The following is a 14,436-nucleotide window of genomic DNA, read 5'->3' as shown; positions in this document are numbered from 1 at the left end:
CTGTGGACGGGCGCCTCACTCGTCGCGCTCAGCCCGCCAGCGCCTTCAGACGGGTCGCCGCCTCCTCCAGCACGCTCGCCTGCTTGCAGAACGCGAACCGTACGAACGGGGCGCCGGCCTCCCGGTGGTCGTAGAAGACCGCGTTGGGGATGGCCACCACGCCCGCGCGCTCGGGCAGGGACCGGCAGAAGGCGAAGCCGTCGCTCTCGCCGAGGGGGCGGATGTCGGTGGTGATGAAGTAGGTGCCGGCGGGACGGAAGACGGAGAAGCCCGCCTCCGCGAGGCCCGCCGCCAGCAGGTCCCGCTTGGCCAGCATGTCCGCGCGGAAGGCGTCGAAGTAGCTGTCGGGGAGCGCGAGGGCCTCCGCGACCGCGTACTGGAACGGGCCCGACGACACGTACGTCAGGAACTGCTTCGCCGAGCGCACCGCCGCGACCAGGCCGGGCGGCGCGGTGATCCAGCCGACCTTCCAGCCGGTGAACGAGAATGTCTTGCCGGCCGAGCCGATCGTCACCGTCCGCTCCCGCATCCCCGGCAGGGTCGCCAGCGGCACGTGCTCGGCCTCGTCGAAGACCAGGTGCTCGTACACCTCGTCCGTCACGACCAGCAGGTCCCGCTCCACCGCCAGCTCGGCGATCGCGGTCAGCTCCTCGCGGGTGAGGACGGTCCCGGTCGGGTTGTGCGGGGTGTTGATCAGCAGCAGCCGGGTGCGGTCCGTGACGGCGTCGCGCAGCTCGTCCAGATCGAGGCGGAAGCGGGCGTGCTCGGGGTCGGGGCGCAGGGTGACCGGCACGCGCGTGGCGCCCGCCATGGCGACGCAGGCCGCGTAGGAGTCGTAGTACGGCTCCAGGGCCACCACCTCGTCGCCGGGCTCCAGCAGGGCCAGCAGGGTGGCCGCGATGGCCTCCGTGGCGCCGGCGGTCACCAGGACCTCGGTGTCGGGGTCGAAGGCGAGGCCGTAGCGGCGGGCCTGGTGCGCGGTGATCGCCGTGCGCAGCTCGGGGACGCCGGGCCCCGGCGGGTACTGGTTGCCGCGGCCGTCCCGCAGCGCGCGCACGGCCGCCTCACGGACCTCCTCCGGCCCGTCCGTGTCCGGGAAGCCCTGCCCGAGATTGATGGATCCGGTCCGCACCGCCAGGGCGGACATCTCGGCGAAGATCGTCGTCCCGAACTCGGCGAGCCGGCGGTTGAGGAACGGGCGTGCGCTGGAGGTCATGCCGGTCATCCTGCGCCGAAGCTCTGGACTTCCTCAACTTACGTCCGGGGTTTGGCACCTCGGGCGCGGGCAGGTGTACCGCCTCTGAGCAGGGGCAGAGTGGTCGGCAACAGGTCAATGCGGCTCTTGGTGTGGGGAGGCTGTGGACGCTGACCTTCTGAATCGGGAAATCCAAGAGACCACCCTGCCCCCGCGCGGGGGTGGTCTCTTCGTTTCCGCTGAGCGTGCGCGCGCCACCACCCGGAGCTCCCGACGTGCCGACGTGTACCACGGAAGTTGTAGCAACCACTACCACGGAAGTTGCACGGAGTTCCACCCGTTGCGGGACGCGACAGCCGAGCCGCCGCACATACCCTCCTGCCACCTTTGTGAATGAGAGGGGACCTGCGTGTTGAGCAATGTTTCACATCACCGCCTGACGCGGCTGCTCGTGTCAGTCCTGACCACCGGGCTGATGATTTTCGGTGTCTCCATGGCCACCACGTCGTCGGCCTCAGCTGCGTGTGCCTACTGGATCCCCAGTTCAAACGGCGAGGGGGCTGGAACAGCGATATTCGACCTCAACCTCAAGAACAACTACTACTCGGTGTGCGACAACGTCGCCTCGGTCTCAAAGGGGACGCTCCTCTATTACCGGTGCATCCAGTACAACCCGTCCACCAAGCACGAGTGGGTGTACGTCCGGGTCGCCGGAACCTCAACCTATGGCTGGACATCACGCGACAACATCGCTGATATCGGCTACGACGACAACCACGACGGAAGCGTCGACATCGCCTATTGCAACTAGTGCAGGGGGCCCGGACCACCCCCGCGCGGGCGAGGGTGGTCTCCTCAACGCTTGCCGACGACGCGGCGAGGAGCTGCAACACTGCGGGTGCTACAGCCGCCATGGCCACCGAAGAGCCGACCGGCCCGCGCGCGATCCTGCGCGGCGGGAGGCGGGGAGGCACCGCCGGAAGCCCCCGCGGCAAGACTTCCAGTGGAAGCCCGCTCTCGCGGTCGCAGGCCTGATCCCGGAAGCGGACGAGGACGGCAAGTACGAGTCAGCGCGCGAGCACGGCATGTACGCCCTGAGGCACTTCTACGCCTCCGCGTTGCTGGACGCGGGCGAGAACATCAAGGCCGTCAGCGAGTACATGGGACCCGCCGACCCGAGGCTCACGCTGCGGGTGTACGCCCCACCTGATGCCCGACAGCCGCGAGCGTGCCCGTCGCGCCATCGGCACGGTGTTTCAGCGCGTCTCCCAGGAAGATCACGGCCCACAGACGGCCCAGTGACCCACGGATGGCCCCTGAACTGCCCTTCTGCGCAGGTCAGGGGACATTGCACTGCGAGAACCCTCTGAACTTCCTCAAGTGTGCTTTGGCTGCTGAGACGGGCGGGCATCCCCCGTTCACGCAACGCTCGGGTGTTGCGCGAGGCGCCCACGGGGGGTCGCTTCGGGGGATTCGGAAGGAGGGTGACGCCATGGTTCTCGGCATCGTCCTGACGGTGGTCGGAGTGCTGTTCGTGGCGGCTCTCGTCGCCCGGGCCCGCCGGAGGAGCCGGCGGCACGTGTACGGCCCTTCGGTGCGGTCGTACGGCGGCGGCCGGGCCGGCAGCGGTGGCGGCCACGTGTACAGCCGCCCCCACTCCAGCAGCTCGAGCGGTTCGAGCAGCTCGGCCGACGCGGCCGCGGCGAGCTGGTGGGTCCTCGGCGGGGACGGCGGGGCGTCCTCCGGGCACTCCGGACACTCCGGGCACTCGGGCCACCACTCGGGTGACTCCGGCGGCCATTCGGGTGGTCACTCGTGCGGGAGCGGTTCCTCGTCCTCCTGCGGCAGCTCCTCGTCCTCCTGCGGCAGCTCGTCGTCCTGCGGCGGCGGCTCGTCCTGTGGGGGCGGAGGCGGCGGATGCGGCGGAGGCAGCTGACACGGGGCAGCTGAGCTCCCCCAGGGGGAGCCGCATCCGGACCGCGGGGCCCGCCCCTGACCAGGGCGCCCCCGCGGTCGCACCACACAACGGCGGGCGGTGGCGTGTACCCGCTGCCGCCTTTTTCATGTGGGGCGCACGGGGGCACGGCCGGGCCGCCCGGCGCGCGACTGGTTGAACAGTTGAGCTGTGGAGCCCCCCGAGGGATGGAAACCCCACGAAGTTGGGTAAAAACGCTGTGGCGTCGCCACAGTTCATGATTCCCTCTAAATCACCAACGCAGCCCCTCGGACCCCCACGGACGTCCCGTGCGGACGTCCTTCCCGGACCGGGCCGGCCGGGGCCGATCTCCCGGTGTCTACCGGGTCCACCGGGGTGCGCCACCTTCCCTCCCTCCTTGCGTCTTCGCGGAGCCGATCCATGCTCACGACCCTGAACACGTCCTACACCGACACGCGCGCGGCCGACCTCGCCTGGGCCCTGGGGCGTGAGCCGCTGCCCGCCCTAGCCACCCTCGATCTCGAACTGTCCGGCGCCAAGCTCCAGTTGCGACTGCTGGGAGCCTCGCACCAAGTGTTGCTGGAGGAGGAGAAGGGCTGTTGTTCGGAGACGGTGGCGTGCCTCCCCGGCAGCAGCACGCCGCTGCCGCTGGGTGTCGCCAAGCGGGTGGGTGACTGGGAGTACGAGTTCGCGGCGTGCGTCGAGGAGCTGACGCCGGGCCAGTTCGCGGGCCGTGCCCAGGAGCTGCTCGCCCTCGTCGCCGACCACCCGCACGGCCTCGCCGGGGTCTTCCCCGGCAGCCCGCACGCCTTCACCGCACTGCTCGCCCAGCGCCACGAGGGCCATGTGCACTGGCGGACCTGGCACGCGTACCCGCAGGACGGGCAGCTGGTGGCGACGCGGACGCGCGTGGGCGTCCGGGCGCGCCCGGACGCATCCGGCCCGGCGTGAGATGTCCGTCCGGGGCGCATGGATGTTTGAGAGTCACCTTCCACACGTGTGGGTGACGAGGCGTGCGCGTGCAGTGACGTAACGTCGCCGTTGTGATCGAACCGCACGCGCCGGCCCCGCCCGGTGCCCCACCGCCGTGGCGCGGCCCCGCGCGGCTGCCCGTCCGGCCGGACGTCGGGCGGTTCCTGGTCCTCATGTGCGTGTTCGTCTGCGCGGCCTGCGGACTCGTCTACGAGCTCGAACTGGTCGCCCTCGCCTCCTACCTGATGGGCGACTCCGTCACCCAGGCCTCCGTCGTGCTGTCCGTCATGGTCTTCGCGATGGGCATCGGCTCCCTCGCGGCCAAACGGCTGCGCCGCTTCGCCGCGGCCGGCTTCGGCGCCCTGGAGGCGGTCCTGGCCCTGGTCGGCGGCTGCAGCGCGATGGCGCTGTACGCGGTGTTCGCCTGGACGGGCGGCTGGGGCGGCCTGTGGGCCGACGGTCCGCGCGTCCTCCTCGTCGCGTTCTCCCTCGCCATCGGCCTGCTCATCGGCGCCGAGGTCCCCCTCCTGATGGAACTCATCCAGCGCGTCCGCCGCCAGGACGCGGGCGGCGCGGTCGCCGACCTGTTCGCCGCGGACTACGTCGGCGCGCTCGTCGGCGGCCTGGCCTTCCCCTTCCTCCTCCTGCCGTTCTTCGGCCAGCTGACCAGCTCCCTGCTGACCGGGGCGGTCAACGTCGTCGCCGGGGGCGCCCTGGTCCTCGGCCTGTTCCGCCGCGACCTCACCCGCCGCGCCCGCTGGCTCCTGCTGGTCGCCGGCGTGACCGTCATCGGCGTCCTCGCCTCCGCCGCCGTGCTCGTCGACGACTTCGAGCGGGCCGCCCGCCAGGCGGTCTACGGCGACGAGGTGCGCGTCGCCCTGCGGACCGGCGTCCAGGAGGTCGTCCTCACCGGCGGCACCCACGGCCGCCCCCTCGACCTCTACCTCGACGGCCGGCTCCGCGTCGGCGGCGACGAACGCCGCTACCACGAGGCCCTCGTCCACCCCGCGATGAACGGCCCCCACGCGCGCGTGCTCGTCCTCGGCGGCGGCGACGGCCTCGCCGCCCGCGAGGCCCTCACCCTCCCCGGTGTACGCCGCGTGGACGTCGTCGAACTCGACGCCGACCTGGTCCGCCTCGCCCGCACCGACCCCGCCCTGTCCCGCCTCAACGCCCGCGCCTACGACGACCCCCGCGTCCACGTCACCACCGCCGACGCCTTCCACTGGCTGCGCGGGGCGACCGCGGCGGCGTACGACGTGGTGATCGCGGACCTGCCCGACCCCGGCATCACCGCGAGCACCAAGCTCTACTCCCAGGAGTTCTACGGCCTCGCCCGGCGCGTCCTGGCACCCGGCGGGCGGCTCGCCGTGCACGCCGGGCCGGTGACCGGCCGGCCGCGGGACTTCTGGACCGTGGAGGCGACCCTGCGGGCGGCCGGCCTGCACACCGCCCCCTACCGCGTCGACGGCCGCGACCTCGGCTTCCCCGGCGCCCCCCACGACTGGGGCATCGTCCTGGCCGCCGCCGACACCCGCCCCCCACTGCGCCTCGCCCCCGCCGGACACCCCCTGCGCACCCTCACCCAGGAGACCCTCACCGCCGGCGCACGGGCGGTCCAGCGGACCCGGGTGACGGGGGTACGGGCGTCGACCCTGGTGCATCCGCGGTACTGACGGGCGTACCGACGGGCATCGAGGGGTACCACCGCGCCGGGTTCCGGGGCGCCGAATCCCGGTTTTGCCGGGTGCTTTCGGTGGAGGGCTGGGTAGGCTCGGCGACCATGGAGCATGAGGTGTTCGTTCCGGTTCCGGCCGAGCGGCTGAGGGCGGTCCTCGCCGACCCCGCGCAGGTGGCCCGTGCGGTGCCCGGCCTCCAGCAGGACGCCGGTACCGAACCCGTCGCCGGGCGGCTGAAGGTCCGTATCGGCGGCCACACCATCACCTACCGGGGGTCCGTACGGGTCTCCGCGCGCGAGGACGGTACGTACGCCGTGGAGGGCGACGCCACCGAGGCCCGCGGCAGCGGTTCCGTGAAGCTCGCTCTTCTGGTGCGACTGCGGGACACCGACGCCGGCACGACACTCCGCTTCGAGGGCACGGCGTCGGCGGACGGCCGGGTCGCCGAGCTGCCCGAGGAGCAGGTGGGCGCGGCGGCCACGCGCCTGCTGAACCGCTTCGCGGAGAGCCTGGGGGCGGGTGCGGTCCCGGACGAGGAGTCCGAGCCCGCCGAAGAGCCCACGGTGACCGTCTTCGAGACCGAGGTCCCGCCCTCCGGGCTGGACGAGGAGTTCGGCGAGGAGGCCGAGAACATCGCGGAACGGCCCGACCAGGGGCTCGACGAGGGCCTGGACGACTTCGCGGAGCCGGTCGAGCCCGCCGAGCCCGCCGAATCCGCCGAATCCGCCGAATCCGGTGAGCCGCCCGCCGAGGCCGCGCACGCGCGCCGCACGATGATCGGGCGCAGCGCGGAGGAGGTGGACCACGCCCCGCCGCGCGGCCGGTACGCCCCGGTGCCGGCGCCGCAGACCGTCGTACCGAACAGCACACTCCGCTGGGCGGCACCCGCCGCGGCACTGGTCGTGGCATCGGCGATCGTGGTGGGCCGAGCCCTGCGCCGCCGACGATAGCCACGCCGGGCGCGCCGCCGATCGGCCGTGGGCGCGTCGTGCCGTCCCGCTGAGGGCGGCTGTGCCGTGCGTCGTCCTGCCGAGGGCGGCTGTGCTGGGCGGGCTCGCTCGCCGGCTCTGGTGTGGCCGCCTCTGCCGAGGGCGGTCGTGTCGGACTCGCCGCCTGATGTGGGCGGTCGTGCCGTGCGCGGCCGTGGTTGTGTCGCGTCGTCCTGCCGAGGGCGGCTGTGCTGGGCGGGCCCGCTCGCCGGGCGTGGTCGCCCCTGTCGAGGGCGGTCGTGTCGGGCGGGTCGCGCGCGGCCGTGGTGTCGCGGCCGTCCCCCGCCTGCGGCGGCTGGGCCGAATTCGCCGCCCGCCGACGGTGACCGTGCCGGGCTCGGGTCCCGCCGAAGGCGGCGTGGGGCGGGCCGCTCGCCGGAGGCGGTCGTGGGGGAGGGGGCGGCTCCTTGATCGGGCCAGTAGGGTCGTCGCGTGAGTAACGAAGACATCACGCTGACCGCGGGCGACGCGGAGGCGACCGTGCAGCCGGGGAACGGCGGGCGGGTCGGTGGGCTGCGCGTCGGCGGGCTGGAGCTGCTGCGGCAGGGCGAGCGGTTCGGTTGTTTCCCGATGGTCCCCTGGTGCGGGCGGATCCGTGACGGCCGGTTCCGGGACGGTGCGACCGTCCACCAGATGCCGCTGAACGCCGCGCCCCACGCCATCCACGGCACCGCCCGCGACGGCGCCTGGAAGGTCGCGCGCGTGACGGCGGACGAGGCCGTGCTGACGTACGACCTGGTGGAGCCGTGGCCCCACCCCGGCCGGATCACCCAGGTGGTCACGCTGACCGAGGACGCCCTCACGCTCACCATGGGCGTGGAGACGCACGGCTCGTCCTTCCCGGCGCAGATCGGCTGGCACCCCTGGTTCAACCGCAACCTCGGAGGACCGTCCGGGCAGGACGTCCAGGTCGCCTTCGACCCGGCCTGGCAGGAGGAGCGCGGGGAGGACCACCTGCCGACCGGGAACCGGATCGAGCCGAAGCCGGGCCCCTGGGACGACTGCTTCGGCATGCCGGGCGGGGTGTCCGTGGCGCTGACCTGGCCGGGGCAGTTGCGGGTCGACGTGACCAGCCCGCAGGAGTGGGTCGTCGTCTACGACGAGCAGGAGGCGGCCGTCTGCGTGGAGCCGCAGACCGGCCCGCCCAACGGCCTCAACACCCTCCCGCGCCAGGTCACACCGCTGGAGCCGCTGGAGGCCACGACCACCTGGCGGTGGAGCCGCCTCTAAGCTGGGCGGCATGACGGACGTACGTGGCGAGCTGCTGCAGCAGATCAAGGACAAGGCCGTGGTGCACGGCAAGGTGACCCTGTCGTCGGGTCTGGAGGCGGACTACTACGTCGACCTCCGCCGCATCACCCTCGACGGCGAGGCCGCCCCGCTGGTCGGGCAGGTGCTGCTCGACCTCACCGCCGAGCTGGAGTTCGACGCCGTCGGCGGCCTCACCATGGGCGCCGACCCGGTCGCCGCGAGCATGCTGCACGCGGCCGCCGCGCGGGGCCGCCGGCTGGACGCCTTCGTCGTGCGCAAGGCGGCCAAGGCGCACGGGCTCCAGCGGCGCGTCGAGGGCCCGGAGATCAAGGGCCGCCGGGTCCTGGTCGTGGAGGACACCTCCACCACCGGCGGTTCCCCGCTGGCCGCCGTGGAGGCCGTGCGCGAGGCGGGTGCCGAGGTCGTCGCCGTCGCGACGATCGTGGACCGCGCGACCGGGGCCGACGAGAAGATCCGTGAGGGTGCGGGGGTGCCGTACCTGTTCGCCTTCTCGAAGGATGAACTGGGTCTGGACTGACCAGCTCCTTTGACCTGGACTTGACCCGTGCGCGCGTCGGCCGTGGACTCGGCCTGGACCATTCGCGCATGTCTGGAAAGATGGGGACGACGATGACGTCGCACCCAAGGTCTAGGTCAGGGCCGTAGTACTACGCGTACGCGTGTACGCACATCGCCAACCCGCACATACCAAGGAGCGGACAGATGCCCATCGCAACCCCCGAGGTCTACAACGAGATGCTCGACCGGGCGAAGGCAGGCAAGTTCGCCTACCCGGCCATCAACGTCACCTCGACCCAGACCCTGCACGCGGCGCTGCGCGGCTTCGCGGAGGCCGAGAGCGACGGCATCGTCCAGATCTCCACGGGTGGTGCCGAGTTCCTGGGCGGCCAGTACAGCAAGGAGATGGTGACGGGCGCCGTGGCCCTCGCCGAGTTCGCGCACATCGTCGCCGAGAAGTACCCGGTCACCGTCGCCCTGCACACCGACCACTGCCCGAAGGACAAGCTCGACGGGTACGTACGTCCGCTGCTCGCGGTGTCCGAGGAGCGCGTGAAGGCCGGCCGCAACCCGCTGTTCCAGTCGCACATGTGGGACGGCTCCGCCGAGACCCTCTCCGACAACCTCACGATCGCGCAGGAGCTGCTGGCCCGCGCCGCCGCCGCGAAGATCATCCTCGAGGTGGAGATCACCCCGACCGGTGGCGAGGAGGACGGCGTCTCCCACGAGATCAACGACTCCCTCTACACCACGGTCGAGGACGCGATCCGTACGGTCGAGGCGCTGGGCCTGGGCGAGAAGGGCCGCTACCTGCTGGCCGCGTCCTTCGGCAACGTCCACGGCGTCTACAAGCCGGGCAACGTCGTCCTGCGTCCCGAACTGCTCAAGGAGCTGAACGAGGGCGTCGCCGCCAAGTACGGCAAGCAGTCCCCGTTCGACTTCGTCTTCCACGGCGGCTCCGGCTCCACGGAGGAGGAGATCGCGACCGCGCTGGAGAACGGCGTCGTCAAGATGAACATCGACACGGACACCCAGTACGCCTTCACGCGTCCCGTCGCCGCCCACATGTTCAAGAACTACGACGGCGTCCTGAAGGTCGACGGCGAGGTCGGCTCCAAGTCGACGTACGACCCGCGGACCTGGGGCAAGCTCGCAGAGGCCAGCATGGCCGCGCGTGTCGTCGAGGCCACGCAGAACCTGCGGTCGGCGGGCCAGAAGATCAAGTAACCCGTGTGGTGGCAGCGAGCCCGGTGCTTCGGCGCCGGGCTCGCTGTATACCTGGGGGCATGCCCGATGTCCGGATGGCCTCCCCCCAGGGCAAGTGGATCCTGTTCACCACGGTCCTCGGCTCCAGCATGGCCCTGCTGGACTCCACCGTCGTCAACGTGGCTCTGCCCCGTATGGGCCAGGACCTGGACGCCGACATGGCCGCCCTCCAGTGGACGGTCAACTCCTACATGCTGACGCTGGCCGGCCTGATCCTGCTGGGCGGCTCCCTGGGGGACCGCTACGGCCGCCGGAAGGTGTTCGTCGTCGGGGTGGTGTGGTTCGCCACCGCCTCGCTGCTGTGCGGGCTCGCGCCGAACGCGGGCGTGCTGGTGGCCGCGCGGGCGTTGCAGGGTGTGGGGGGCGCGCTCCTCACCCCGGGCTCCCTGGCGCTGATCCAGGCCTCCTTCCACCCCGACGACCGGGGGCGGGCCGTGGGCCTGTGGTCGGGCTTCGGCGGCATCGGAGCGGCGGTCGGCCCCTTCCTGGGCGGCTGGCTGGTGGACGGGCCGGGCTGGCGGTGGGTGTTCCTGCTGAACGTGCCGCTGGCGGTGGTGTGCGTGCCGGTGGCGCTGCGGCACGTACCGGAGTCCAGCGCGGGAGAGCGGGCGCAGGGCCGCTTCGACGTCCTGGGGGCCGTCCTGGGCGCGCTGGCCCTCGGACTGGTGACGTACGCGCTCATCGAGGCGGGCGAGGGGTCCGTGGCCGTGGCCTTCACGGCCGTGGCCGGGGTGGCCTCCGGGGTGGCGTTCGTGTACGTCGAGCGAAGCCGGCCCGATCCGATGATGCCGCTCGGCATCTTCGCGTCCCGCCAGTTCACCGCCGTCAACCTGGTCACCCTGTGTGTGTACGCGGCGCTCGGCGGTTTCTTCTTCCTCTCCGTGGTCCAGCTCCAGGTCGTCGCCGGGTACTCCGCGCTCGCCGCCGGTACGGCACTGCTGCCGACGACCGTGCTGATGCTGCTGTTCTCGGCGAGGTCCGGCGAACTGGCCAACCACATCGGCCCGCGCATCCCCCTCACGGTCGGCCCCCTGCTGTGCGCCGCCGGCATGCTGCTGATGCTGCGGGTCGGGGAGGACGCCTCGTACGTCGCCGACGTCCTGCCCGCCGTCCTGGTGCTCGGCGTCGGCCTGGTCACCCTGGTCGCCCCGCTGACCGCGACCGTCCTGGCCTCGGTGGACGTGGCGCGGGCCGGGCTGGCCAGCGGGATCAACAACGCGGCGGCCCGCGCGGCGGGACTCGTCGCCGTGGCCGCGCTGCCCCTGCTGACCGGGATGGGCCCCGAGGCGTACCGCTCGCCGGACGCCTTCGACGACGCGTTCCGGCAGGCGATGGTGTGGTGCGCCGGGGCGCTGGTGCTGGGCGCCGCGGTCGCCTTCACGACGGTCCGGCGCCCGGCCCCGGACTGCACCCGCCCGGAATGCCGCACCCACGGCAGCGTGACGGCCCCACCCCTGGAGGGCCGCCGAGCGGGGAAACGGCTGACCTAGCCTGCGACGCCGTGGCTGTCGCCGGACGCGGTCGGCCTACCTGGCCTGCGGCGCCGTCGTCGGGTGCGGGCCGGTGGGGGCTGGTCGCGCAGTTCCCCGCGCCCCTAGGGGGTTGCAGTCACGCCGCCCGATTGCTCGCCGCAGCTGCGGCAAGCGTGCCGCTCGGGGAGCTCCGTAGCTGCGGGCAGTCGTGCCGCTGGGGCGGCACGGGTGGGCGCGGCGGCACCCCGTGAGCGCCGGGGTGCGCGACCCGCCCCCGGGCGGCTTCCGCGCCGGTGCCTTGCGGCCAACCCGCCTCGACCCCGTCGTATCCCCCACACTGGACTCATGTCGATTCACGAAAACCTCCTCGGGGGCCCGCCCCCGACCCACCTGCCCGACGACCCGGAGCCGCGCGACCTGCTCGCGAACGGCACCGCGCCGGCCGACGTCGCCGCGAAGTACCCGACGTCCTCGCTGGCCTGGGCTCAGCTCGCCGACGACGCGTTCGAGCGGGGCAGTGTGGTGGAGTCGTACGCGTATGCCCGTACGGGGTACCACCGCGGCCTGGACGCCCTGCGCCGAGGCGGCTGGAAGGGCCACGGCCCGGTCCCGTGGGAGCACGAGCCGAACCGCGGCTTCCTGCGCGCCCTGCACGCCCTCGCCCGCGCCGCGCAGGCGATCGGCGAGCAGGAGGAGTACGAGCGCTGCACGCAGTTCCTGAAGGATTCCTCGCCGACGGCGGCCCAGACCCTGGGCTAGTCGTCCCACGTCCCCTACGGGCCCGTCCGTGATCCGGGCGGGCCTTGCGGGATCCGGCCCTGATGCGGAAGATGCCGGTGGGGACCGGGGCCCCCGTGTCGGCATCGGCAGGGGCGGACCGCTACCCGGAGTACTACAGGAGACAGCGATGTCCCAAGAGGCTCACGAAACCCACGAGCCCGAGACCCCGCATCTCGACTTCGCCGGCACCACGCCGTACGAGGACTACGTCAAGGCCGACGTCCTCACCCACCTCCAGCACACCCTCTCCGACGACCCCGGAGAGATGGTCTTCCTGGTGACGACCCAGGTCATGGAGCTGTGGTTCACCGTCATCGTCCACGAGTGGGAGACCGCGGCACGCGCTCTGCGCGCGGACGACGTGCAGGTCGCGACCGACGCGCTGAAGCGTTCCGTACGGGAACTGGAGGCGCTGAACGCCTCCTGGCGGCCGCTCTCGCAGCTCACCCCGGCCCAGTTCAACTCCTACCGCGGCGCCCTCGGTGAGGGCTCCGGCTTCCAGTCGGCGATGTACCGGCGGATGGAGTTCCTGCTCGGCGAGAAGTCCGCGTCGATGCTCGTCCCGCACCGGGGCGCGCCCCGCGTCCACGCCGAGCTGGAGAAGGCCCTGCACGAGCCGAGCCTGTACGACGAGGTGCTGCGGCTGCTGGCGCGGCGCGGGCACGCGGTCCCGGACGCCGTGCTGACGCGTGACGTCGCGCTCCGCTACGAGCCCTCGGCGGAGGTCGAGGCCGTGTGGACCGCGCTGTACGCCGGTGACGAGCACGACGAACTCGCCCGCCTCGGCGAGGCACTGACCGACGTCGCCGAGCTGGTGTGGCGCTGGCGCAACGACCACCTCGTCGCCACCCGGCGCGCGATGGGCGCCAAGGCCGGCACGGGCGGCTCGGCCGGCGTGGCCTGGCTGGAGAAGCGCGCGCAGAAGAACGTGTTCCCCGAGCTGTGGACGGCGAGGTCCCATGTCTGACCTCGCCTTCAAGGCACGGGAGCTGGACTCCGGTGACCAACTCGCCGACAAGCGCGCCGAGTTCGTCCTCGACGACGCGGTCTACCTCGACGGCAACTCGCTGGGCGCGCTGCCCGCGTCCGTCCCCGGCCGCGTCGAGGACGTCGTACGGCGTCAGTGGGGCCGGCTGCGCATCCGGTCCTGGGACGAGAGCGGCTGGTGGACCGCCCCCGAGCGGATCGGCGACCGGATCGCCCCGCTGGTGGGCGCCGGGGCCGGGCAGATCGTGGTGGGCGACTCGACCAGCGTCAACGTCTTCAAGGCGCTGGTGGGCGCGGTACGGATCGCGGAGACGGACGGTTCCTCCACGGTCCGCGACGAGATCCTCGTCGACGCGACGACCTTCCCGACCGACGGCTACATCGCCGAGTCGGCCGCCCGGATGACCGGCCGTACGCTGCGGCCGGTGACCCCGGCGGAGGTGCCGGGCGCGCTGTCGGAGCGTACGGCCGCGGTGCTGCTGAACCACGTCGACTACCGCACCGGCCGACTGCACGACCTGCCGGGGTTGACCGCCGCCGTGCACGCTGCGGGCGCCGTCGCCGTCTGGGACCTGTGCCACAGCGCGGGCGCGCTGCCCGTCGGCCTCGACGAGCACGGCGTGGACCTCGCGGTCGGCTGCACCTACAAGTACCTGAACGGCGGCCCGGGTTCACCGGCGTACCTGTATGTGCGCAGGGGGCTGCAGGACCGTTTCGACTCCCCGCTGCCCGGCTGGAACTCGCACGCCGAGCCGTTCGGGATGCGGTCCGCCTACGAGCCGGCGACAGGCGCGGCGCGCGGCCGTGTCGGCACGCCCGACATCCTGTCCATGCTCGCCCTGGAAGCGGCACTCGAGGTCTGGGAGGGCGTCTCGATCGAGGCCGTCCGCGCCAAGTCCCTCGCCCTGACGGACTTCTTCCTGGAGTGCGTCGCCGCCCACGTTCCCGAGGGGCGCGTCGAGTCGCTGACTCCGGTACGTCACGAGGAGCGCGGCAGCCAGGTGGCGCTGCGCTGCTCCCCCACTCTCGAATTCGCTCGAGCGGGAGGTGCCCCCATCGCCGGTGACGTGATGAAGCGGCTGATCGAGCGTGGGGTCGTCGGGGACTTCCGGCACCCTGACGTGCTGCGCTTCGGCTTCACCCCGCTGTACGTCGGGTTCGCGGACGTCGAGCGGGCGGCCCGGGTGCTGGGGGAGATCCTGGGCTGACGGAGGCTTCCGTCTCCGTCGAGCGCATACCGACCACCGGTGTCCTGAGCGATGCCGGTGGTCGGCTGCGTATAGGGGTGAGGTGTCGACACCAGACCTACAGAACCGTTTACCCTCACCGAGCGTGACATCCGCGTGTCCGCGCACGTCACCGGCCTGATACCGTCCCCGCCAACGGCCGA

13 protein-coding genes are annotated in these 14,436 nt (G+C 72.4%); 12 read left to right on the top strand and 1 reads right to left on the bottom strand.

Annotation, left to right across the window (positions count from 1 at the left end):
• Positions 1-28: 28 nt before the first annotated feature.
• Positions 29-1,225, bottom strand: a complete 1,197-nt coding sequence (locus tag ACIRF9_RS24420; RefSeq protein ID WP_403825948.1) for a pyridoxal phosphate-dependent aminotransferase — start codon at positions 1,223-1,225, stop codon at positions 29-31.
• 379 nt (positions 1,226-1,604) lie between these two features.
• Between ACIRF9_RS24420 and ACIRF9_RS24415 the strand changes: the two genes are divergently transcribed.
• The 12 genes from ACIRF9_RS24415 to kynU all read left to right on the top strand — a co-directional run bounded on the left by ACIRF9_RS24415 (position 1,605) and on the right by kynU (position 14,254).
• Complete coding sequence (locus ACIRF9_RS24415; protein WP_403825946.1) at positions 1,605-2,006, top strand: hypothetical protein; 402 nt, start codon at positions 1,605-1,607, stop codon at positions 2,004-2,006.
• A gap of 681 nt (positions 2,007-2,687) precedes the next feature.
• Positions 2,688-3,131 (top strand): hypothetical protein, encoded by a 444-nt coding sequence (locus ACIRF9_RS24410; protein WP_403825943.1) that lies wholly within the window; start codon positions 2,688-2,690, stop codon positions 3,129-3,131.
• Between the two features lie 420 nt (positions 3,132-3,551).
• Entirely contained in the window at positions 3,552-4,082 is a 531-nt protein-coding gene (locus ACIRF9_RS24405; RefSeq protein WP_403825940.1) for a DUF2617 family protein, read from the top strand.
• A gap of 92 nt (positions 4,083-4,174) precedes the next feature.
• The gene (locus ACIRF9_RS24400; protein ID WP_403825937.1) at positions 4,175-5,779 is read left to right on the top strand and encodes a polyamine aminopropyltransferase; all 1,605 of its coding nucleotides are present in this window, start codon (positions 4,175-4,177) and stop codon (positions 5,777-5,779) included.
• 107 nt (positions 5,780-5,886) lie between these two features.
• A complete protein-coding gene (locus ACIRF9_RS24395) occupies positions 5,887-6,732 on the top strand; it encodes an SRPBCC domain-containing protein (RefSeq protein ID WP_403825934.1) in 846 nt (281 codons plus the stop codon).
• A 471-nt stretch (positions 6,733-7,203) separates the two neighbouring features.
• Positions 7,204-8,001 (top strand): aldose 1-epimerase, encoded by a 798-nt coding sequence (locus ACIRF9_RS24390; RefSeq protein WP_403825932.1) that lies wholly within the window; start codon positions 7,204-7,206, stop codon positions 7,999-8,001.
• Positions 8,002-8,011: 10 nt separating this feature from the next.
• Positions 8,012-8,560 carry an orotate phosphoribosyltransferase gene (gene pyrE, locus ACIRF9_RS24385; protein ID WP_403825929.1) on the top strand — a complete coding sequence of 183 codons (549 nt, stop codon included), beginning with the start codon at positions 8,012-8,014 and terminating at the stop codon, positions 8,558-8,560.
• Positions 8,561-8,745: 185 nt separating this feature from the next.
• Positions 8,746-9,768 (top strand): class II fructose-bisphosphate aldolase, encoded by a 1,023-nt coding sequence (gene fbaA, locus ACIRF9_RS24380; protein WP_403825927.1) that lies wholly within the window; start codon positions 8,746-8,748, stop codon positions 9,766-9,768.
• Between the two features lie 59 nt (positions 9,769-9,827).
• Positions 9,828-11,297, top strand: coding sequence for an MFS transporter (locus ACIRF9_RS24375; protein ID WP_403825925.1), 1,470 nt, complete (start codon positions 9,828-9,830; stop codon positions 11,295-11,297).
• A gap of 327 nt (positions 11,298-11,624) precedes the next feature.
• Positions 11,625-12,038: a DUF3151 domain-containing protein gene (locus tag ACIRF9_RS24370; RefSeq protein WP_403825923.1), complete on the top strand. Its 414-nt coding sequence runs from the start codon at positions 11,625-11,627 to the stop codon at positions 12,036-12,038.
• Between the two features lie 148 nt (positions 12,039-12,186).
• Positions 12,187-13,026 (top strand): tryptophan 2,3-dioxygenase family protein, encoded by an 840-nt coding sequence (locus ACIRF9_RS24365; RefSeq protein ID WP_403825921.1) that lies wholly within the window; start codon positions 12,187-12,189, stop codon positions 13,024-13,026.
• Positions 13,019-14,254: a kynureninase gene (gene kynU / locus ACIRF9_RS24360; protein WP_403825918.1), complete on the top strand. Its 1,236-nt coding sequence runs from the start codon at positions 13,019-13,021 to the stop codon at positions 14,252-14,254. The genes ACIRF9_RS24365 and kynU overlap by 8 nt, the downstream gene beginning before the upstream one ends.
• Positions 14,255-14,436: the final 182 nt, after the last annotated feature.

Source organism: Streptomyces sp. NPDC096132 (assembly GCF_044763345.1).
Classification (GTDB): Bacteria; Actinomycetota; Actinomycetes; order Streptomycetales; family Streptomycetaceae; genus Streptomyces.
This window is presented reverse-complemented; position numbering and strand designations above follow the sequence as displayed.